Annotated in this window: 23 protein-coding genes and 1 riboswitch; of the genes, 9 read left to right on the plus strand and 14 right to left on the minus strand. The window is 59.1% G+C overall.

The features are described from left to right. Positions 1-83: 83 nt before the first annotated feature. From DWX39_RS07110 to DWX39_RS07125, 4 genes are all read left to right on the plus strand, one after another. Positions 84-2,078, plus strand: coding sequence for a C69 family dipeptidase (locus tag DWX39_RS07110; RefSeq protein ID WP_117759026.1), 1,995 nt, complete (start codon positions 84-86; stop codon positions 2,076-2,078). Between the two features lie 400 nt (positions 2,079-2,478). Further along, positions 2,479-3,051, plus strand: coding sequence for a hypothetical protein (locus DWX39_RS07115; RefSeq protein ID WP_117759028.1), 573 nt, complete (start codon positions 2,479-2,481; stop codon positions 3,049-3,051). A gap of 106 nt (positions 3,052-3,157) precedes the next feature. Continuing rightward, positions 3,158-4,909, plus strand: a complete 1,752-nt coding sequence (locus DWX39_RS07120) for an ABC transporter ATP-binding protein (RefSeq protein ID WP_117759030.1) — start codon at positions 3,158-3,160, stop codon at positions 4,907-4,909. Next, positions 4,902-5,648 (plus strand): energy-coupling factor transporter transmembrane protein EcfT, encoded by a 747-nt coding sequence (locus DWX39_RS07125; RefSeq protein WP_022094111.1) that lies wholly within the window; start codon positions 4,902-4,904, stop codon positions 5,646-5,648. Before DWX39_RS07120 ends, DWX39_RS07125 begins: the two co-directional genes overlap by 8 nt. Positions 5,649-5,773: 125 nt before the next feature. Here the strand turns inward: DWX39_RS07125 and DWX39_RS07130 are convergent, their stop codons facing one another. Both DWX39_RS07130 and DWX39_RS07135 read right to left on the minus strand, forming a co-directional pair. Then, a complete protein-coding gene (locus DWX39_RS07130) occupies positions 5,774-6,520 on the minus strand; it encodes an aspartate/glutamate racemase family protein (protein WP_040358337.1) in 747 nt (248 codons plus the stop codon). 84 nt (positions 6,521-6,604) lie between these two features. After that, positions 6,605-7,861, minus strand: a complete 1,257-nt coding sequence (locus DWX39_RS07135; RefSeq protein ID WP_117759032.1) for an ATP-grasp domain-containing protein — start codon at positions 7,859-7,861, stop codon at positions 6,605-6,607. 232 nt (positions 7,862-8,093) lie between these two features. On the opposite strand from DWX39_RS07135, the gene DWX39_RS07140 reads away from it, so the two are divergent. Continuing rightward, complete coding sequence (locus DWX39_RS07140; RefSeq protein ID WP_199411461.1) at positions 8,094-8,726, plus strand: MOSC domain-containing protein; 633 nt, start codon at positions 8,094-8,096, stop codon at positions 8,724-8,726. Positions 8,727-8,960: 234 nt separating this feature from the next. Further along, positions 8,961-10,094 (plus strand): glucosaminidase domain-containing protein, encoded by a 1,134-nt coding sequence (locus DWX39_RS07145; protein WP_117759034.1) that lies wholly within the window; start codon positions 8,961-8,963, stop codon positions 10,092-10,094. 37 nt (positions 10,095-10,131) lie between these two features. Here DWX39_RS07145 and DWX39_RS07150 read toward each other — a convergent pair whose 3' ends face one another. The 8 genes from DWX39_RS07150 to DWX39_RS07185 all read right to left on the minus strand — a co-directional run bounded on the left by DWX39_RS07150 (position 10,132) and on the right by DWX39_RS07185 (position 14,908). Beyond that, complete coding sequence (locus tag DWX39_RS07150) at positions 10,132-10,320, minus strand: hypothetical protein (RefSeq protein ID WP_117759036.1); 189 nt, start codon at positions 10,318-10,320, stop codon at positions 10,132-10,134. Positions 10,321-10,349: 29 nt separating this feature from the next. Continuing rightward, positions 10,350-11,510, minus strand: coding sequence for a protein kinase (locus tag DWX39_RS07155; protein WP_117759038.1), 1,161 nt, complete (start codon positions 11,508-11,510; stop codon positions 10,350-10,352). 98 nt (positions 11,511-11,608) lie between these two features. Continuing rightward, on the minus strand, positions 11,609-12,031 hold the full coding sequence (locus DWX39_RS07160) for an XRE family transcriptional regulator (protein WP_117759040.1): 423 nt from the start codon (positions 12,029-12,031) through the stop codon (positions 11,609-11,611). Between the two features lie 32 nt (positions 12,032-12,063). Next, the gene (locus DWX39_RS07165) at positions 12,064-12,507 is read right to left on the minus strand and encodes an FxLYD domain-containing protein (protein ID WP_055309781.1); all 444 of its coding nucleotides are present in this window, start codon (positions 12,505-12,507) and stop codon (positions 12,064-12,066) included. A 164-nt stretch (positions 12,508-12,671) separates the two neighbouring features. Beyond that, entirely contained in the window at positions 12,672-12,995 is a 324-nt protein-coding gene (locus DWX39_RS07170; RefSeq protein ID WP_117759042.1) for a hypothetical protein, read from the minus strand. Between the two features lie 28 nt (positions 12,996-13,023). Next, on the minus strand, positions 13,024-13,365 hold the full coding sequence (locus DWX39_RS07175; RefSeq protein WP_117759044.1) for a HigA family addiction module antitoxin: 342 nt from the start codon (positions 13,363-13,365) through the stop codon (positions 13,024-13,026). Further along, the gene (locus tag DWX39_RS07180) at positions 13,337-13,618 is read right to left on the minus strand and encodes a type II toxin-antitoxin system RelE/ParE family toxin (protein ID WP_117759046.1); all 282 of its coding nucleotides are present in this window, start codon (positions 13,616-13,618) and stop codon (positions 13,337-13,339) included. The genes DWX39_RS07175 and DWX39_RS07180 overlap by 29 nt, the downstream gene beginning before the upstream one ends. Before the next feature lie 102 nt (positions 13,619-13,720). Beyond that, on the minus strand, positions 13,721-14,908 hold the full coding sequence (locus DWX39_RS07185; protein WP_233506200.1) for an N-acetyldiaminopimelate deacetylase: 1,188 nt from the start codon (positions 14,906-14,908) through the stop codon (positions 13,721-13,723). Positions 14,909-15,052: 144 nt separating this feature from the next. Next, a riboswitch (Lysine riboswitch) is annotated at positions 15,053-15,221 on the plus strand. Positions 15,222-15,286: 65 nt separating this feature from the next. Here DWX39_RS07185 and dapA point away from each other — a divergent pair. From dapA to dapD, 3 genes are read left to right on the plus strand one after another with little or no spacing between them, the layout of a single operon-like run. Then, positions 15,287-17,596, plus strand: a complete 2,310-nt coding sequence (dapA, locus tag DWX39_RS11245) for a 4-hydroxy-tetrahydrodipicolinate synthase (RefSeq protein WP_117759047.1) — start codon at positions 15,287-15,289, stop codon at positions 17,594-17,596. Beyond that, positions 17,589-18,329: a 4-hydroxy-tetrahydrodipicolinate reductase gene (gene dapB / locus DWX39_RS07195; protein WP_199411463.1), complete on the plus strand. Its 741-nt coding sequence runs from the start codon at positions 17,589-17,591 to the stop codon at positions 18,327-18,329. The genes dapA and dapB overlap by 8 nt, the downstream gene beginning before the upstream one ends. Before the next feature lie 39 nt (positions 18,330-18,368). Beyond that, on the plus strand, positions 18,369-19,088 hold the full coding sequence (dapD, locus tag DWX39_RS07200; protein WP_117759048.1) for a 2,3,4,5-tetrahydropyridine-2,6-dicarboxylate N-acetyltransferase: 720 nt from the start codon (positions 18,369-18,371) through the stop codon (positions 19,086-19,088). 70 nt (positions 19,089-19,158) lie between these two features. On the opposite strand, the gene DWX39_RS11030 is transcribed toward dapD, so the two are convergent. The 4 genes from DWX39_RS11030 to DWX39_RS07215 form a co-directional block, all read right to left on the minus strand. Beyond that, the gene (locus DWX39_RS11030; protein WP_158561637.1) at positions 19,159-19,323 is read right to left on the minus strand and encodes a hypothetical protein; all 165 of its coding nucleotides are present in this window, start codon (positions 19,321-19,323) and stop codon (positions 19,159-19,161) included. Continuing rightward, positions 19,320-19,664: a type II toxin-antitoxin system RelE/ParE family toxin gene (locus DWX39_RS07205; RefSeq protein WP_117759050.1), complete on the minus strand. Its 345-nt coding sequence runs from the start codon at positions 19,662-19,664 to the stop codon at positions 19,320-19,322. Before DWX39_RS07205 ends, DWX39_RS11030 begins: the two co-directional genes overlap by 4 nt. Then, the gene (locus DWX39_RS07210) at positions 19,661-20,011 is read right to left on the minus strand and encodes a hypothetical protein (RefSeq protein ID WP_117759052.1); all 351 of its coding nucleotides are present in this window, start codon (positions 20,009-20,011) and stop codon (positions 19,661-19,663) included. Before DWX39_RS07210 ends, DWX39_RS07205 begins: the two co-directional genes overlap by 4 nt. A gap of 84 nt (positions 20,012-20,095) precedes the next feature. Beyond that, complete coding sequence (locus DWX39_RS07215; RefSeq protein ID WP_022094136.1) at positions 20,096-21,100, minus strand: nucleoid-associated protein; 1,005 nt, start codon at positions 21,098-21,100, stop codon at positions 20,096-20,098. Positions 21,101-21,177: the final 77 nt, after the last annotated feature.

The raw sequence follows: 21,177 nt of genomic DNA on the forward strand, positions 1-21,177 counted from the left end.
TTTCCAGTTCGTTACGCTAATGGGGTGTCTTTATTGGCTGAAGCCCTCTGGCAACGGAGGGCTTTCGCACGCTGGGAGGGAAAATGAGGAAAACTCACCCCGTCAACGCGCTCAAAAAGCTTGGCATAGGCCTCGCCTTTGGAGCTGCAACCATCATGTCCATGCCGACATCTGCGCTCGCCTGCACGCAGATGTACATGGGCAAGAACCTTACGGCCGACGGTAACACGTACTATGGCCGCACCGAGGACATTGGCACTCGTTACCTCAAACACTATGGCATCGAGCCCTCTTATGGCCCTGGTCATACCTACAGCTCGAACGAGTCCGGATTCTCCTACACCTCGACCAAGACTACGTATCGTTACAGCTACGTGCGCGACCATCCTGCTGAGTGGGACGGACGCTGGGATGCCTACTCCGAGGCCGGCATCAATGAGAAGGGCGTCTCCTGCTCCGCAACACTGAGCACCTCCTACAACGACGATGCCAAGGCAGCGGATCCCACGACCGAGCATGCCCACAAAGCAAATCCCGAGGTCAAAAATACCGGCATCGGCGAGTACAGCTACGCGGGCGTCATCTTGGGCGAGAGCGCAACGGCCCGCGAGGGCGTCGAGCTTATCGGCAGTCTAATTGACGAGCAGGGCGTCTGCTCCAACGACCAGATTGTCATCGCCGACAACACCGAAACTTGGCTGTTCGCCGCGCTTTCCGGCCACCAGTGGATCGCTATGAAGCTGACCGACGACGTCGCTTCGGTCAACCCCAACATTAGTAACCTCAATTTCCAGGTCAATCTTGACGATCCTGAGAACTGCCTCCACTCTGAGGGGATCAAGACTATGCCCGAAGAGAAGGGCTTCGCCAAGTACTTTGAAGACGGACAGTTCGATGTTGCCCAGACCTACGGTGTATCTATCAACAATACGGGCATGGGCTCTTGGGCGCGTTATATCCAGGGCCGTGACTACTTTATGGCTCCGCTGACCGAGGGCACCGACTACGAGATCGTCAAGGACAAGGACAAGAATGACGTCACGCTCGGTGCCATGGTTCATGAGATGCAGCCGCTGTTCTTCCAGCCCAGCAAGTCCGACTGGAACACGTTTGAGCTGATTCGCGCCTTCGGCAACCGCGGTGAAAAAGTCCCCGGCCTTAATGCCAATACTGACGGTGTCAGCAGCATCGGTTCCGACCGCAACGCCGAGGCCAACCTCTTCCAGATTCGAAAGGGCTATGACCCCGAGGTTGCAACCATCCAGTGGGAGATGCTCTCCTGCGCCGAGTTCTCCGTCGCTATCCCGCTATACTCCGCTCTGATGACCGAAGTCAGCCCCTACTTCAGCGACCAGACCGTTGATTATGGTCACTGCAGCGAGACGGACATCGTGAACAACGAGGAGCCCGAGAACTCCATTAACTACGTCCTGATGGACATCAACTCGCTTTGCTTCGCGAACCGCGCACAATTCGCCACCAGCGTCCGCACCTACCTCGATGCGCTCCAGAACGAGCTCATCGAGCAGAACAAGGAAGTCGACACCGCCATGCTGGCCGAGACGACCACCGAGGGCCGCACTGCCCTGGCCAACAAGGCCGGCAAGGCTGCTACCGAGAACACCTACAAGAAGTGCAAGGCACTGCTCCAGGAGATGCGCGCCTATCAGAAGGCCGAAAACTTCGACCAGCCCTTCACCCCAAGCGACCTGAACACCGAGACCAACGGCCTCAAGGTGTCCATCACCTACGCCAAGGATGCTCTTGCCACCGATCCGGTCACCCCGGATCAGCCCGGCACTCCCGAGCAGCCTGGTACTCCTGAGCAGCCCGGTACCCCCGAGCAGCCCGCTAAGCCCGAGCAGCCCGCTAAGCCCGAGCAGCCAGCCGCCAAGCCTGAGAAGCCTAGCAAGTCCGACACCACGACCACGGTAACCACTAACAAGACGAACACCAAGGGCGGCCTGCCCACCACTGGCGATCGTTTTGATGGCCGCATGGTGGCCGCATTCGCCATCGCTGGCGTTGCCGTCATCTCCGCGGGCGGTTACTTCCTCTACCGTCGCAATAAGGAGTAACGTCTTAGCTGGGCGGGCAAGGCAGCAATGGCAGCCTCGCCCGCCCAGCCCGCTCTTTTGACCGGCGGGAAACCCGCCTGAAATCTTTTCAAAAAAGATTTCCCCGCACGCACTTCGCTGTGCTATAGTGCAGCGCAACAGCAACTAGGTGCGACCGTGCCACGGTATCACGAAAGGAGCCACCAACATGAAGAACACGATGAAGTCTCTCAACAACTGGTGGTGGCGTGATGCGAATACGATCGGTCGACAGTGAGTCCCTCACGCCTGTTTTTGCGCTCTAGGTGATTGGAAGGCCTCCGGTTTCGACCGGGGGCCTTTTTCTATCTCGAGCCCGATCGCATTCGCATCACGCGCCTCCGCTTTTCTCTTGCACCCCCATTCCGAAAGGATTTTCACCATGTCTCAGAACACCACCGCCGCCCAGCCCCGCACCGTCCAGACCGCCGACCGCGGCAAACTCGACGTCCGTGCTCTCGTCCTGCTCGCCATCCTGCTCGCTGCCGGCTTCATCCTCAACTTCACCGTCGGCAAGGCCATCTCGGGCATCTCGGGCGGCATGATCAGCCCCGAGTTCATCATCTCGGCCTTCTGCCTCACCATCCTGGTCGTTCGCCCCAACATCGGCCAGGCGCTCGTCATTGGCCTCATCTCGGCTGCCGTAATCCAGATCACCACCGCTTCGCCGTTCGTCGATTTTGCCGCTGAGGGCATCGCCGCCATGCTCATGGCCGGCATCGTCAACGCCGCCGGCAAGAACGGTCAGGTCAAGCCCGCGATCGCCATTGTCGCAACCTTCCTGACCACCTTTGTCTCCGGCGTCATCTTCATGGTCATCAAGATGGCCATGCTCGGCGTGGTCGGCGAGCTCGCCGCCGCCATGTTGCCCGTCGTCGCCATGACCGCCGTCTTTAACGCCATTCTGGTCGGCGCCCTCTACTTGCCCATCCAGAAGGCCCTTAGGCTCAACTAACCCACAGTGCCCCATCGGTAAAGACTGTCCCAAACAACGAGCTCTTGGGGACGTTCTTAAACGACTGGTCATTTAAGAACGTCCCCAATGACTATGAAAGGTATCCATGGAAACGATCATCAACGTCGACGATGTCTCGTTCTCCTATGGCACGCAGACCGAGCAGGCGCTCAGCCACATCTCGCTCAGCGTGAACAAGGGAGATTTCATCGGCATCATCGGGCCCTCGGGCGCCGGCAAGTCCACGCTTGCCGCCTGCCTGTCGGGTGCCGTGCCCCACCACTACACCGGCACGTTCTTTGGGTCCGTCATGGTTGACGGCCACGACACCTGCGAGGTCTCGCTGACCGACGTGTCGCAAATCGTCGGCAGTGTGCTGCAGGATATCGACACGCAGATGGTCGCCTCGGTCGTCGAGGACGAGATGCTCTTTGGCCTCGAGAACTTTGGCGTTCCCCACGACCAGATCGAGCGGCGCGTGAGCGAAACGCTCGAGACCGTCGGCATCAGCGACCTGCGCGACCGCGAGATCGCCACCCTCTCGGGCGGACAGAAGCAAAAGGTAGCCATCGCCGCCATCCTCGCCATGCGTCCGCGCGTCTTGGTTCTCGACGAGCCCACCGCGGCACTCGACCCCGCTAGCTCCACGTTGGTCTTCGAGACGCTGCGTGAGGCAAACCGCGCACTTGGAATCACCATCGTCGTCGTTGAGCAAAAGGTCGCCCTGCTCTCGGAGTACTGCAACCGCGTGCTCGTGCTCAACCATGGCGAAATCGCGCTGCAGGGCGAGCCACACGAGGTCTTCGCGCATACCGACGAGCTCCGTGCCATCGGCGTCGACTGCCCTCGCGTCACGCGTATCTTCAATAGCCTCGAGGCCGATGGCCTGGTAAGCGGCACCCCCTGCTTGGATGTCGATGAGGCCGAGCGCCTGATTTCGGGCATCGTCGACCCCGCACACGCGGCTATCGAAGCCCAGGCGCCCGCCGGTTCCCCGCATGCACCGTCGTTGCGTCCTCATGCCAAGGACGCCGAACCCGTACTCACCTTCGACCATGTTGAGTTTGCCTATCCCAATGGTGGAGCCGCCGTACGCGACCTTAGCCTGACGCTCTATCCTGGCGAGCTCGTGGGCATCGTCGGCCAAAACGGCGCCGGCAAGACCACGCTCACCAAACTGCTCATAGGCCTGCTTAAGCCCGCCTCGGGCAGCGTGCGCGTCACGGGACTGGATACCGCAGCCGTTCCCACGAGCCGCATCGCTCGCGAGGTCGCGACCCTCTTCCAAAACCCCGACCGCCAGATCTGCAAGGACACCGTGCTCGACGAGGTCGCCTTTGGCCTGGAGCTTGGCGGCATGGACCGTGCCGAGGCTCTGCGTCGTGCCCAACTCGTCATCGACCGCTTTGGCCTGCCTGCCGATGAGGCGCCGTTCTCGCTTTCGCGTGGCCAGCGACAAATGGTGGCGCTTGCCTCCGTCGTAGTGGTTGAGCCCAAGATCGTCGTACTCGATGAGCCCACGAGCGGCCTTGATTACCGCGAGTGCATGACCGTCATGGAAACGGTGCGCACCATGGCCGAGCGCGGTTGCGCCGTTATCATGGTCTGCCACGATATGGAAGTCGTCTCGGATTTTGCCGAGCGCATTGTGGTGATGGCCGACGGTCGCATCCTCGACCGCGGCCGCACGCACGAGCTATTCTCGAACATCGAACTCATGCAGCATGCCTACGTGGAGCCTCCCCAGGTTATTGAACTCTCGCGCCGTCTGGCATCTTCCGTCTCGCCCGCTTTTGCGCAGGTGAGCGAGGTCACCGATGTCGTTCGAATTACCAAGGAGATGGTCCACCGTGGTTAACGTCATCGACTACATGCCGGGCGATACGCTGCTGCATCGCCTGAACCCCGTCGTCAAACTGGGCCTCGCCGCTGCCATCATCGTCGGCATCTTCTTGTCCGACACCTACGTAGCGCTGCTGGGCTTTTTGGCACTCACCCTTGCACTGGGTGCCTATGCCGGCGTCGTCGACCGTCTGTTCTCGCTGCTCAAGTTGCTGATTCCGCTCGCGCTTATCATGCTGGTGCTCCAGCTGGCCTTTATGCGCGATGGCAACGTGGTGTGGGGTTTTATCACCGACACGGGCCTCATCACAGGATCGAAGGCCTGCCTGCGCCTGCTGGGTGTGGCGTTACCACTCATCCTCATGCTCATGGTGACCAAGCTCAACGACCTTGCCAACGCCTGCGTCGAGGTGCTGCACGTGCCGTATCGCTATGCCTTCACCTTTACCACGGCGCTGCGCTTTGTGCCGGTGTTTGGTCAGGAGATGAATGCCATCATGGAGGCGCAGACCGCACGCGGCGTCGAGTACGACACCAAGAACCCCATCAAGAAGCTTAAGCTCATGTTGCCACTGTGCGTGCCGCTGCTCATCTCAAGCGTGGGCAAGACCGATGCCACAGCCTTGGCGGCAGAACAGCGCGGCTTCTATCTGCGTACGCGCGCCAGCTCGTACAAGCGCTACCCCATCAAGGGCCTGGACATCGCCGTGCTCATCGTCAGCATCGCCCTCATCGCCATCGGCTTCCTGTTCTAGTTCACCACCGACAGCAACCGCCCAACGCAAAAGGCCTCGGCTCGCACCAAACGAGCCGAGGCCTTTACTGTTTCACCAGATAAAACCTACCAAAATTAACCTGTCCCTTTTTGGCGGGTCGGAAGCTAGAGGCGGTAGGGGGCGCCGCTGCGGATGATGGATTCGCGCACCAGGACATCCATGGCGTCGAGGGTGATCTCGGGCATCTCTCGGTACTTTTGCAGCACCGAGAGCTCGGTGCAGGCCAGAATGACGCGGTCGCAGCCGCTACGGGCGAACTCCCACATCACGCGGTCGAACTTATCCATATCGGGCTCACGTCCGGCCTTCACATCATCGTAGATAAGCGACATCACATCGTTCTGACGTTTCTCGCTGGGATAGACGACCTCAACACCCGCAGCCTTACATTCGCGGCCGTAGACGCCCGCGCCCACGGTTCCGTCGGTGCCCATGATGCCAATCTTGTGCACCGGCTCGGCCGGCATACTCAGGTTGGGGTCGAACTCGCACTCCCCCATCACCGCACCGGCCAGAGCATAGCGCACCGACTCACGCGGCATGTGGATAATCGGCACCTTCGTAAACGACTGGATCTGATCGTAGAAGTAGTGTGACGTGTTGCAGGGAATGGCAATGTGCGCGCAGCCCAGCGACTCGAGTGCCTGGGCACACTCTTTCATGGTCGCCAGCAGCTTGGCATGCTCGCCGGTCTTAATGGCCAACGTGCGGTCGGGCATGGTCGACTTGGAGAGCACCACCATGTCGATATGTTCCTGATCGCAGGCAGCAGCCGTGTGGCGCACCACCTGGTCGTAGTAATACGACGTGGCCTCGGCGCCCATGCCGCCGATAACTCCCAGCTTTTCCATCGCCGCCTCCTTGGTGACGCTTGCGCAATTGCGCGTATCATACCCGCGCCCGCCCGATGCAAACCGGACGGGCGCCGCGCTCATCTACTTGTAATACGTCTTGAACAGCTTGAAGTGGCGCAGCTTGGTGTGCCACATGCGCAGCCAGCGGTTAAAGACAAAGTCGCCCTTCATAAACGAAGGGTCGGCGCCCTTGCCCTCCTTGTCCAGACGATGCACCTTAGCGCGCAGCTCGGGATCCTTGACGTACTTGTCGACGACGCCCATGGGGACGACCATCCACAGGGCCTCGTCCTGAGCCGTCACAAACTCCGGCTCAAATGGACGGTTGAACACATACTCGTCCACCACATACTTGGCAACGTTAAAGCCACTGTTAGTGACGTAGTAGTTGCTGCGGCCCTGGCGCGTGTTGAAATCGAAGAACTTAAACGAGCCGTCGCGCTCGTCGTACTTAACGTCAAAGTTGGAATAGCCCACAAAGTGAAGGTCCTCGAGCAACTTGCGCACGCCGTCCATGAGCTCGTCGTTGGGCTCGGTAATGATACAGGCATGGTTGCCGACACCGTGGGGCTGATGCTCCTCGAGCAGCACATGGCCCAGGCACATCATGCGCACCTTGCCGTTGCGGTCGGAATAGCTGGTGAGCACGCGCATGTACTCGTCGTTACCGGGCACGCGGTCCTGCAAGATCAGGTCGTCAGTGTAGCCGCTGGCATACGAATCGCGAATGACCTGTTCCAGCTCGGCGCGGTCGGCAATCTCATAGGCCTTCTTCTGGCCCTCGAACTCGTGCTGCCACCACATGATGCCGTCAGAAGGCTTCAGAATCATCGGGTAAGGAAAATCGATCTGGTCGAGCACCTCGGCAGGTGCCTCGCCTTGGTCGTTCAGCATCGCCATGGTGAAGGTAAAGGTATGCGGATAAGGCACGCCATGCTTCTCGCACAGCTCGTAGAAGATCTCCTTCTTCTGGCACTGCTCGAGCATGCTGTAGGGAGCGTAAGGCGCGACGATGTTATCCGCCAACTCATGGGCATCCTTGGCCTGAGCCACGAGGGCAACATAGTTATCGCCACAGCCCACAAGGACAATCGTCTTATCGGCATGCGCTTGGGCAATGCCGTTGACGGTTTTGAGCATCACGGGCATGGTATCGATATCCACGTTGGGCGTGTAGTCGATAATCTGGCTGCGGTACGCGGGACCCGTCTGGTACTTGCCAAAGACCAGACTCTTGACCTGGTACTCCTCGTAGAAGGCGCGCGCCACCGAATAGGCGTTGATGTCGCCACCGAGCAGCACGGGAATGAACTCGCGCTCTGTAAATTGCAATGCCATGGAAACTTCCTATCATGAACTGCCCACACAACGGGCGGTCTTTGCGCATCTGATTTATTCTAGCGTGCCAAGCCGCCGACGCCCAAAGCTCCACCGTATCTATGGCAATCGACGTAATCGTCCAGCACGAAGGCCAGCACAAAGACGGCGCTCACCGTTGTATGACAATGGGCAATGAACCTACCATTGTTGTAGGATTCAACATGTTGCCCGCCCCGTCGAAAGGTGCACCGTGCCCCAGGCTCATCCGATCAACAACCCCATCATTGACGCCGCCAAGCGCGAACTTGCGGATCGTGCCCAGACGGCAGCTCCCCTACGCACCGCAAACGATGCTTACAACGGGCCTGCCCGTATCGTCTCAATCAACACGTCGGAGCACAAAGGCACTCGCAAGTCGCCCGTCGCCGATGGACGCGACACCGTCATCGAGCAATTTGGCCTCGCTACCGATGCGCACGCCGGACATTGGCACCGCCAGGTCTCTTTTTTAGCCGCGGAGTCCATCCAGACGGCGCAGGCGCGCGGGCTCGATGTGCACGAGGGCGACTTTGGCGAGAACTTCACCACCCAGGGTATCAACCTGCTCTCACTCCCCTTGGGCACGCAGCTCAAGCTCGGCAGCGAAGTACTCGTCGAAATCAGTCAGATCGGCAAAGTCTGCCATACCCGCTGTGCCATCTACTATCTCGCCGGCGACTGCATCTTTCCCCACGAGGGCGTTTTCGGCGTGGTACTAAAGGGCGGAGAGGTCCATACCGGCGACGAAATCCAGGTGGTCAAGCTCGGCGACGGCACTTGCTCGTTCACCCCCGCCGAGGCGCTCGAAGAGATTGAGCAGGCTCGCCAGGAGGGCACGCTGTAGTTGTAAAACCCCACGTTGAGATAGCTTTTACAGCCCAAAGTTCCTCTTAAACAGGCCCCCGTAACGTTAAAGTTGAACTCTATGGTTTCTCAACAATTCATCATAACTGCAGGTCAAAGCCAAAGCCTCAAGTTCAACTTGACCCTTTGGAACCTTTAAGGTTCAAGTTGAGGTCGAAAGCAGTAGTAGAATACCGTTCGAACCATAACCTACGATTGATTGCAGAGGGACTGGATGCAGCATTCGAATCATCGCACCGCAGCGCTCATTGCGTCGAAGCCGGCTCGTATCATCACGAGCGCCGCGCTCGCCGTTGCGCTGACGGCCTCGCCGATGCTCTCCCCCGTTGCGGCGTATGCCGCCTCGCAGGCAACGCAGGACCAGCTTTCCGCAGCCCAGCAGAAGATCGAAGCCGCCACGAGCGCCTACAACGACGCCCGCACCAAACTCGATGACCTGCAAAAGCAGATTGACTCCAATGAGGCAAGCATCGAGGAAATCGAGGCTAAGCTTCCCGAGCAGCAGGCCAAGGCAAGCTCTGCCATGCGCGATCTGTACAAGTATCAGAAGGGCACCAATCCCATCGTGAGCTTCCTGGTCAACGCGCAGAGCCTGGGTGAGTTCATCACGACCTGCAAATACACCAACCAGATCACGAGCTCGAGCGTCGACGAGATCGAAGAGCTCAATAGCATGCAAACCGAACTCGAGCAGAACAAGGCCGAGCTCCAGCAGGCCAAGTCTCAGCTTGAGGCGGAGCAGAAAAACGCCGAGGATGCGCTGGCACAGGCCCAGCAGCTCCGCAGCGAGGCACAGGCAAAAGCCGAGCAGGAAAATGCCGCCGAGCTTGCCAAGCTTGAGGCCGATAAGGCCGCTGCCGCCGAGAAGCTCTCGGGCGAGGGCGTAAGCGGCAGCAATTCCAGCAGCCAGGCCACCAACACCAACACCACCATCGACACCACGGTGAACAACTCCAATACCGGTAGCTCCGATTACGATTCGTTCATTAATGAGTGGACGAGCCGCATCGACAATTATCTCGCCGGCTCCCCTATGGCAGGCCAGGGCTATAACTTTGCCGTCGCCGCTTGGAATACCGGTGTCGACCCCCGTTGGTCCCCCGCCATCGCCTGCATCGAGAGCACCAAGGGTGCTTATTGCGCCAATTCTTATAACGCCTGGGGCTGGAGTGCACGTGGCGGCGGTTGGCGCAGCTTTGGCAGCTGGAGCGAGGGCATCTCCGCTCACGTTGCCTATCTGGGCGCCAACTACGGCTCCACCCTTACCCCGGCTGCGGCCAAAAAGTACTGCCCGCCCACGTGGCAGGACTGGTACAACAAAGTCGCCGCTCAGATGAACCGCATCTAAGTGCAACTGCAAAGGGCCCCAATGGGGCCCTTTTCTTTTAGGTAGCGGAGGTATCGACAACGCCGGTCGCATTGGCAACCGCGACTATGACGATCATGCATAGGAGCAGCACACCCAATGCCTTGAGCCAGAGTTTCGCGAGTTTCTTGCCGCGATAGCTGTCGAGCAGTGCGAATCGCCGACGAAGACGGCGCTTATCGAGCAGCGCAAAATGCATAAGCACCATAAGGCCATCGACAAAGAAAAAATACTCGATTATGAGAAGCCACGTCGGGTAGCTTTGGTTTGCTCCCGTGGGGTGAAAGACGGCAAAGTGACTTCCGGCAAAGAACACAAGCAGCGAGAAGCAGACGAGCGTATTCCAAATACGCCCAGAGACTCCGGAACGCGAGAGAGCAAACCGCATGCAGCGGAGGCGGCAGGCCTAGGAAGCCCTGTGGGGTTCTGGAGCCCTTGGGGCGTCAACACCGTCTCCGAGGCCGGAGTACGGACAGGCGCAGGCGCAGGAGGCCGCACGGGGCGACTCAGATCGTATGCCGCGCGCGTCGCCCGTCCCAACGCTTCCGCGCTCGCAAAACGCTTGGCCGGGTCGAGCGCCATCGACATGCAGATGACATCGGCAAGTGGGGTGGGAATGCCACGCGCCTCGCATTGCTCGCGCATGTCGAGCCCTGGTTTAGGGTCGACTCCCGTCAAGCAGAAGAACAACAGGGCGCCAAGTGCGTAGACGTCGCTTCGCACGCTCGTCTGCCCAAACCCATACTGCTCGGGCGGCGCATAGGGCCGTGTCCCAAACTTGATGGTGTCGGCATCGGCGCCATCGCGCCATACGCGCGCGATCCCCAAGTCGATAATCACCAGCGACGAAAACGTCAGACCGTCATCAGGCGTATAGTTGGCACCTGTCATGATGATATTCGACGGCTTGAGGTCGCGATGGATCACCGGCGCCGACGTCTCCCCCGCCATCGCAAAACCGGCGTGGAGCTCGCCCACGGCATCGCATAGGGCAGGATACAATTCGTGCGCATAATCGGGGGTGGCTCCCAGACGGTCCACCAGCGCCCCGAGTGTCTCCCCTTCGATGTATTCCATAACCACGTTGAGCTCGTCGCCCGCACGACGACAATCGACGATTCTGGGCAGGTGCTCAAAACGCCTACCTGCCCGCTGAGCGGCAAACAGACGCCCGTATGCCCCACCGATTTGAGCCGAAGCATCGATGCGCTTACGGACAAAGGGGCCGAGCGAACCACCGCCGGTTCCTTCAAAGTACACGAGCTCGGTTGTTTCAACGGACGAGCGCTTAAGTACACGCTCCACGCGATAGCTGTCGTCGCGATCGAGCGACGCCAGGTGCTCGGCAAGCGCTGCGGTCAGCTCGTCATTGGAATATGTTGGGGTCTGAGTATCCATAGCCTCCATCATAGCGCAGGGCGCAGACACCCCATGGCATCCGCGCCCCGTTCGTTTGCATCGTTGTTCGACAGCTCCACCGGCTCAGATATCAGCCGCTAACTCACCGTCTCCTCGCCAAAGCGATACAGCTCCTCGTTGACCTTTTGGAGGCTGCACCCGCGATCGATGCAAAAGATGATAATCGCATCGCGGTGGTCCTTGCAGTTAAGGACGCTTACCCCGGCAGCCGTCAGCGCACGGTTGGTCTCTTTGAGCGTCAGCGCCATCGCAAAGGCAATCTGCAGCACCTTATTGCGACTCGGATGACGCGCGCCGGTAAAGATCTGATAGCCAAAGGTCTCATTGAGATCGGCCATGCGAACCACGCGCGAACGCTCCAAGCCCTTTTCCTGCAGTAGCTGCTTCAGGTAGTCCGAAAGCGACGGGGCGGCAAAGTCGTGCTCCCTGATATAGCCATCGATGTTCGGCGCATCGAGAAGCTCATTGAGCAACTCCTCGGTCAGCTTTTTATCGGGCATACGGCTTCACCTCCCCCAGTGCATGCAACATGCTAGAAACCACTTACGTCCGAACGCTCCCAGCTAGCAACCTGGTCGGGAGACACTGTACCCAGCGCCTCGAACTTCCAGGAGCCGCCCGCCTTCAGATGATTGGTGTTTGCAAGAGCCGTTCCAACCTGGTTGCCATCGGCATCATACAGAACATACTCAATCTGAATGTAGCTCTTTTCCTTGTCCGTGTTATTGGTCAGCGTGCCCGTGATCTTATAGGCAAACTGATTGGAGGTGTCTTCAGCCTCATCAGCAATGGTATACGGTTCTTGCGGTTCTTTTTGCTCCTCAGCCTGCTGTGTCGCCTCGGCAGGTTTTGCCGAATCGCTCGCAGACGAATCGGTTGAATTGCCACCCATAGAGCCCACGGCACCGACGATAACCAGCACCACGATGACGCCTAGGACAATCTTGCCGATCGGCTTCTTTCCCTCTTTTGCCATTATTCATCCTTCCTACGATCCGGCTACCGCGCCGGCACACAGCACATCGTAGAAAGGATTGAACTTGAATTCATTAGCTGAGAGCTAAGGCTGCAGTAAACGGCCAATGCAGTTATCCAAACGCCGAGCAAACGCACTTTGCGCAACCGTCTGCTGGCAGCGCGTCAACCCACCGTTACGGATTCCCCAGTAAAGGCGCTGATCATCAACAGGACAAAGAACACCAGGTAGCTGGCACTCAGCGGGTACGCAATAATCAGGAAGACGACCCAGCCGACAGTGGTTTTACCGTCGGCACGGCGTTGCTCGCGATTGCGGCAAAGCCAAATCGTCACGCCAATGGCCACAATCAGCAACACGAGTGCCGCTGCTGCCAACCCGGCAAGCGCAAACATTACGCCAATGCTCACAGCGATGACCGGGAGCAGCAGCAAGCCGCACCCGCAACCGCCCGGACTATATACAGCAGACTGTCGGCGTCGCTTCATCGCCGCGCCACCCCATCATCTCTGAGCACTACAGTGCGATGGCCTGCTGAACAGGAACGATCTTATCGAGTTCCGGTTCGATCCGCCTTTTCTCGACCTCAAGGTCAAACGCCACCTGAGCGCGCAGCCAATAACCATCCGTCAGGCCAAAATAACGGCAAAGACGGAGGTCGGTGTCGGCCGTCACGCGACGTTTTCCCAAGACAATCTGCCCGATACGCTGAGCCGGAATCCCGGTCTCTTTCGCAAGGCGATATTGAGAAATGCCCATGGGAACAAGAAACTCCTCTTTGAGAAGCTCACCAGGGGTCACCGGCGACAGCAAATCGGCCGAGGTCTCATCACTTGTGATAATCGACGATTTCGACATTCCAAGCCATCTCCTGTCTCCACTCAAAACAGACCCGATAGCGCTCGTTAACACGGATGCTATATTGACCGGCACGATCGCCCTTCAAAGCTTCCAGGCGGTTGCCCGGCGGAACGCGAAGATCATCAAGCGAAGCACAAACCTGCAGTTGGCGAATCTTCCTCAGCGCAACGCGCTCAAAGGGCACGAACCTCCTGACCCGCACACCCATGGCAAAGCGTTCGGTATCCTCATCTATATACGATGCAATCATAGTATCGCCTTACGTTAGTAACGTCAAACGTTTCTATAGACTTACATCTCTATTATATCGTACGTTTGTTCGTGTTTTCTAGAACAAATAGTCCTTCACGCCTTAGTCAAGCGAAAGTAATCGTTTGTAGACATCGAAGCCTTTGAGAAGAATCTCCTCGTCGAAGAGCATGCTATCGGTATGCAGAGCGCTTGTGGCATAAGCGGGGCAGCCATCCGAATCACTCGGGTTGTCTTGGTCCTCTGGCATACCCGTACCCAGCAGGAAAAACACGCCCGGCAGATGGCGCTGATAGAACGCGAAATCCTCGGCGATCAGCAGCGGCTCGTCCACAAGTTGCAGCTCGGGCAAGGCAGGCATGATGTTGGCAAACAGCTCGGGGTCGTTGTCGACCGGCGGATAGCCCTCGGCAAAATCGAGGTCATATGCGCAGCCCGTTGCGGCGCATGCCTCATCAAGCACGCGGCGCACACCCTCACGCGCACGGTCGAACATGTCGTCCGTAAACACACGCAGGCTGCCGGCAACATGGGCCTCCCCCGCCACCGCGTTGCAGACGGTACCGGCCTGCAGCAGACCAAACTTACCGATACAGGGCTCGTCGGTGCCCAGCTCGTCCATCAGCTCGCGCTCGGCAACCAAAAACTTCGCTGCCGCCAACGCGGCATCGTGCGACTCCCCAACCGGCACACCATAGGTCTTAGCGATGTGGATGCTCGTACCGTGAATATGGATATGCGTCTCGCTCGAACGCGCCAGCAGCGGACCGGAACAACTCGCCAACGTGCCGGCAGGCAGATCGGGCCACACATGGAAGCCAAAAATGCGGTCGGCCCCATAGCGCTCGAACACACCACTCTCGCATACCGTCTTGGCACCACCTGTCGTTTCCTCGGCCGGCTGGAACACAAAGAGTACGTTGCGCCTAATGGCGCCCGGCTGCTCGCGAATCGTACGGTCGACATACGTCGCGGCGGCAAGTGCCATGGCCATGTGTCCGTCATGTCCGCAAGCGTGCATCTTGCCGGGATGTGTCGAGGCGAACGCTGCCCCTGTTGCCTCGGCAATGGGCAGCGCATCCATATCGGCGCGAATCGCCGTGGCATGCGCGGCACCAACGCCGGCGTCGAAGAAAGCGCAGACGCAGCTGGGGCACGGATGGGTCACCTCGCAAGCGAGCGGTGCCAACACGCCCTCGATATAGGCAATGGTTTGCGGAAGATCGAAATCGAGCTCCGGAATGCGATGGAGATCGCGGCGATAGCGACGGAGTTCTTGGAGCTCGGTCATAGAGGATCCCTTCGTGAGGCACATCTGTTGCAACTTATTGTGATACAGGATTGTGGCGCACATGTTTCCAGCATATCCCTGCATTTTTTAAACGTTATATACGAATACTCTTGTTTGGTAAAGTGCAACGTGGTAGGGTCGTTACCACTTGATAGAGGCGCGGGCACGAAGAACCGCGGGCGAGCCGGCAGGCTTTGACCCCGTGGGGAGGCGAAACCCGCCGAACTGGGCTTTTCGGGCACGAACAACCTGGTGGGCCTGCGGGAAACACCCGCAGGACTGTCTGCAGCAATGCGGGAGCGCTATCCGGACATTGGGTCCACGCTATGCGGATTCGATGCGCAGATGGCGCCGTCTGGATAGCGAGGTTTACGGGACATGGCATTGACCCCCAACGAGGCATATGCGGCCAAGCAGCCGTTTGTGGACAAGGAGACGCTCGAGCATATCGTCGAGCAGTTCCCCACGCCGTTTCATCTATATGACGAGGCGGGCATCCGCCGCAACATGCAAGAGGTGCGCGATGCCTTTGCATGGAACCCAGGCTTTAAGGAATACTTTGCCGTCAAGGCAAATCCCAACCCGGCGCTCATCTCCATTCTCAACGAATACGGTTGCGGCTGCGATTGCTCGAGCTATACCGAGCTCATGATCGCCCGCTCGCTGGGCATCACGGGACACGACATCATGTTCTCGTCCAACGACACGCCGGCAGCGGACTTTGAGCTCGCCGACAAATTGGGCGCCATCGTCAACTTTGACGACATCAGCCACATCGAGTTCTTTGAGCGCGTCGCGGGCCCCATCCCCAAGACGGTCAGCTGCCGCTTTAATCCGGGCGGCCTGTTCCAGCTCTCCAACGGCATCATGGATAACCCCGGCGACTCCAAATACGGCATGACCACCGAGCAGCTCTTTGAGGCTTTCCGCATGCTCAAGGCCAAGGGCGCCGAGAATTTTGGCATCCATGCCTTCCTTGCCAGCAACACCGTCACCAACGACTACTACCCCAAGCTCGCGCGCATCCTCTTTGAGCTTGCCGTGCGCCTGGAGCGCAAGACCGGTGCACATGTCGCCTTCATCAATCTGTCCGGCGGCGTCGGCATCCCCTATCTGCCCGAGCAGCAGGCCAACGACATTCACGCCATCGGCGAGGGGGTGCACGCGGCCTACGACGAAATCCTGGTTCCCGCCGGTATGGGCGATGTGGCCATCTGCACCGAGATGGGCCGCTTTATGATGGGGCCCTACGGCTGCCTGGTCACCAAGGCTATCCACGAAAAGCAGATCTACAAGGACTATATCGGTGTCGACGCAAGCGCCGTCGATCTGATCCGTCCTGCCATGTACGGCGCCTACCACCACATTACGGTAATGGGTCAGCCGGGTGGCGACGACAAGACCACAGCGCCCGTCACAGACACCTACGACATCACGGGCAATCTGTGCGAGAACAATGACAAGTTCGCCATCGACCGCGAGCTGCCGCATATCGAAATGGGCGACCTGCTCGTGATTCACGACACCGGTGCGCATGGCTACTCTATGGGCTACAACTACAACGGCCGCCTGCGCTCCGCCGAGGTCCTGCTGCGTCCCGATGGCTCAGCCGACCTCATCCGCCGCGCCGAGCGCCCGGGCGATTATTTTGCCACGCTCGACGTGCTGCCGAGCGGCCGAGAGCTGCTGGCCAAGTCGCGCGCCGAAAGTGCCCGCCGTCGCGCCCAAGACGAGCGCCTGACAGTCGCCGCTCAATGGAACAAACGCATCCAGATCGCGGACGCGAAGGAGAAGAACATGGACATCCGCAATCTCGAGGGCTCAATCGTCGCCCTTGTTACGCCGTTTAAAAAGGACGGCAGCGTCGACTTTGACGCGCTCGAGCGCCTTATCGATTTCCACCTGCAAAACGGCACTGACGCCATCCTCACCTTGGGCACCACCGGCGAGAGCGCCACGATGACCGACGACGAGGACAACTCCGTTGTCGCCGCAGTGGTCAAGCAAGTTGCAGGACGCATCCCCGTCATCGCCGGCTCGGGCTCCAACTCCACGCAGACCATGCTCACCAAGTCGCTCACCTACCAGGGCCTGGGCGCCGACGGTCTGCTGCTCATTACCCCCTACTACAACAAGGCCAATGAAGAGGGCATCTATCAGCACTTTAAGACCGTCGCCGATGCCGTGGACATCCCCTGCATCCTGTACAACATTCCCGGCCGCTGCGGCTGCGGCATCAGCGAGCGCAACGTAGAGCGCTTGGCCGCGCACCCCAACATCATGGGTATTAAGGAAGCCTCGGGCAACGTCGCCTACGCAGCCAAGATCGCCCACCTGCTGTCCGACGACTTCCGTATGTACTCGGGCGAGGACGCACTTACCGTACCGCTCATGAGCCTGGGCGCTTCGGGCACCATCAGCGTGTGGGCCGATGTTCAGCCGCAGCTCGTGCACGACATGTGCCGCGCCTATCTGGACGGTGACGTGGAGCGCGCCCGCAATATCCAGATTGCCGGCCAGCCGCTCATCAATGCCCTCTTTAGCGAGGTCAACCCCATCCCCGTCAAGGAAGCACTCGCCCAGATGGGTATGATCGAGGCAAACTATCGCATGCCGCTGTGCCCCATGGCAGACGACACGCGCTCCGCACTTACCGATGCTCTGAAGGGAGCTGGTCTGCTTGATTAAGACCGTCATTATGGGAACGGGCCGCATGGGCTCGCTCATCCGCACTACCGCCGGGGGCATTGTCAACGCCGCCGGTCAGCCCGTTTTCGACATCGTCGCCCAGATCGGCTTCGACTTGTCCGAGCTCGAGAACGCCCCGGCAGCCGACGTCATCATCGACTTCTCGAACGTCGTGACCTTCGATGCCGTCGTCGCCTATGTCGAGCGCACGGGCGCGGCGTTGGTCTCGGGCACCACGGGCTATACGCCCGAGCAGATGGATCGCCTGCGCGAGCTGGGCCAGAACGCCCGCGTCATGCACTCGGGCAACTACTCTATCGGCATCGCCGCCCTGCGCCATCTGGTGGCGCAAGCCACACGCGAGCTGCCCGGCTTTGACTGCGAAATCGTCGAGACACACCATAACCAAAAGGTCGACGCCCCCAGCGGCACTGCCAAGTTGTTGCTCGACGCCGTCGTCGAAGCCGAGCCCGAGGCAGGTTACCACCCCGTCTATGGCCGCGAGGGTATGTGCGGAGCGCGCGACCCCAAGGAGATCGGCATGCACTCGCTGCGCGGCGGCACCGTCGCCGGCGTGCACGAAGTAAGTTTCTTTGGCCAGGACGAGGAGGTCACGCTCACGCACCGTGCCACAAGCCGTCAGATCTTTGTCAACGGCGCCCTGGCAGCCGCGCAGAAGCTCGTCACCCACGAGCCTGGCTTCTATACGTTCGACCAGGTCATGTTTGCCTAACCAGGTATCAACCGAATCCACCCAAAGGAGAGACATCAAATGAGCAATGCAGCCGAGATGGATGCCCAGGAGATTATCAATTACATCGCCACCGCGCCCAAAAAGACGCCTGTCAAGCTGTACGTGCGTGAGAAACCCGGCATGAAGGTTGCCTGGGGCAACGCACATGTCTACGGCGGCCGTCGCGGCAAGACCGTCTTTGGCGACTGGGACGAGCTCAAAGCTATCCTTGATGCCAATGCCGATTCCATCGATTACTACGATGTGGAGAACGACTGCCGCAACTCCGCCGTGCCCATGCTCGACCTCAAGGGCATCAACGCCCGCATCGAGCCGGGCGCGATTATCCGTGACCGCGTCGAGATCGGCGACCGCGCCGTCATCATGATGGGTGCCATTATCAACATCGGCTCCGTCATTGGCGAAGGCTCCATGATCGACATGGGCGCCGTGCTGGGCGGCCGCGCCACCGTGGGCAAGAACTGCCACATCGGCGCCGGCACCGTGCTGGCAGGCGTTGTGGAGCCCGCCAGCGCCACGCCCGTCATCATCGAAGACGATGTCATGATCGGCGCCAACGCCGTGGTCCTGGAGGGTGTGCACGTAGGCAAGGGCGCCGTCGTTGCCGCCGGCGCCGTGTGCGTCGAGGACGTCCCCGCCGGTGCCGTCGTGGCCGGTGTCCCCGCCCGCGTCATCAAGCTGCGCGACGAGAAGACCGACAGCAAGACCGGCCTCGAAGAGGGCCTGCGCCAGCTTTAATAGTTACGCGGTTTTGACAAACCGCGTAACAGGTCGACGCTGCAAACGACCCAGAGCGGCAATCTGATGTTCAATCGTCAGGCATGACCAGAAGGTCAATGCCTTCCTCTTTCACGTCACCTTGCTCGCTCTGGGGCGTTTTCGCTGACGTATGCTCAGCCTGCGGCGCAATGTCAGCAACCAAGCCGAAAACAAAAAAAGGCCGAAGCACCATCGGGGCTTCGGCCTTCATCATCTCAGGGTTCCGTCGTATTCAACCATGGCGGGTCGCTTTGACAGGCGCCCTGCGGCCGTCTTATAGACCTCGGAACGGTCGCGCCGCCCTATTGCCACGATCTCGGCAATCTCAACCGTTCCGTCCTCCCGGATTCGAAAAACCATTCGGAGTCCTGCATTCCGCCATTTGATCTTTTTGCAGCCGGCAAGCTCGCCGTGAAGCGGCGTTCCGATTTCATCAGCGCGCGTCTTTAATTTCGCGACTGCAATACGGACGAGTCTTCGCTGAGATCCGTCTAGTTTTTGATATTCCTTCTCGACGTCTCGATTCAAAAAGCCGACGACAAAATGCCCACTCATTCGAAAAGATCCTCATCGGGGATCGCGTCCGGATCCATCGATTCAAACTCCGCGAGCTCCTCGGTAGTTAGGGCGTCCTCAAACGGAACAAATTCATGCGGACCATGCTTGACTCGATCCGCAGCGATGCGATTTATCTCAAGTTCGTGCAGATACTGCAGCGCGCCGTACATTTCCTCATAGGCGGCATAGTCGATGATCACGGTATCGATATCGTTATGATCGGCAATGAACTGTGGCGCGCGTTTTGCGCGTTTACGAATGGCAGATAAAGACTTGCTTGCTTCGGTAGCCGAAACAACCTGGTCTTTTGTAAACACCGGTTTTTCCAGAACAAGTGGGGACATTTTGACCTCCAAAAAATAATCTGGATTATATTTCAAAGTATACTTCAAAATATAATCCAGACTTTTATTCGAAAGAAAAAAGCCCTATCGATTCTCGATACTACCGATATTCTTGAGCTCGATGGAGATAAGGCCGTTGGGCTCGTTGACGAACTCGATGTACTCGGAATTCGAACCCATCTCGGCCGGGAAGCTGATTTCGATACCCGTGTCGGTACGGATCTTGTGATTGCGCACGGCAGCGCGCTCGACCTGCTTGCGCTCCACGGGAACGCGCTCGGGAACCTTCTCCTCGGTCAGTGCCGCGCGCACGCTTTCCTTGATGACCGGTTCGTCCTCAAAGACCTCATCGACGATATCCCAAGGCGGCAGCTCCTCGTCATCCTCAACCTTCTCGGCAACGGCAGCCTTAACCTTGGCGAGTGCCACGGCCGTATTGGCACCATGCTCCTCGGCGACTTCCTCGACCACACGCGTCACGGTGTCGATGACCTCCTTGCCCGATACACCCGTGTCGCACTGCAGCAGGCCATCGGGGATAAGCATACGGTCCTCGCCGGCAATCTTGCGCTTCTTGTCCACGTAGCCGATCTCCATGGTACTCGCGCGCACGATGGCATAGCTCGGCACCTTTTGCGAGGGGTTTGGCAGAATAGCGTAGTGGCGCGCGATGTCGTTGCGTACCTCCCCCTCCTCACGGCCCACTTCGTGCATAAAAGCCTGCTTGGAGCCCAGCAGCATCACGGCAAACCAGCGGGCATCCTCATCGTCGTCAAAATCGGCCACGAGCACGTCGGTGGACTCGGCTTTCTCGGCTTTGGTGAGCTCGGAAGAGATGAACTCCGCAATCTGCTGCGACAGGTCCACGAACTCGCGCTCGCCAAAGAAATAGCCCTTGAGTTCGCCGCCAAACGCAGAGTTCTCGGCAAACGTGGCACGTTTATTGTCGGCCGAGGTTCGTGCGCGGCGCAGATGCGTGGTCACGAAGTTGCGCACGGTACGGCTTTCGATATCGAGCTCGCGCTGGCTCATAACGTTAACGGCAGAGTCAAAGTCCAGGATATGCAGAATCGCGTGATTGATTTTCATATACGGCATTCCGTTCTAGATCGATTTCGGCACGAACCAGTATAGCGGTCGAGCCCGCCCCAAGCGCATCGGAGATT

It is taken from the genome of Collinsella sp. AF19-1LB (assembly GCF_003459655.1).
In the GTDB taxonomy this organism is placed as follows: Bacteria; Actinomycetota; Coriobacteriia; order Coriobacteriales; family Coriobacteriaceae; genus Collinsella.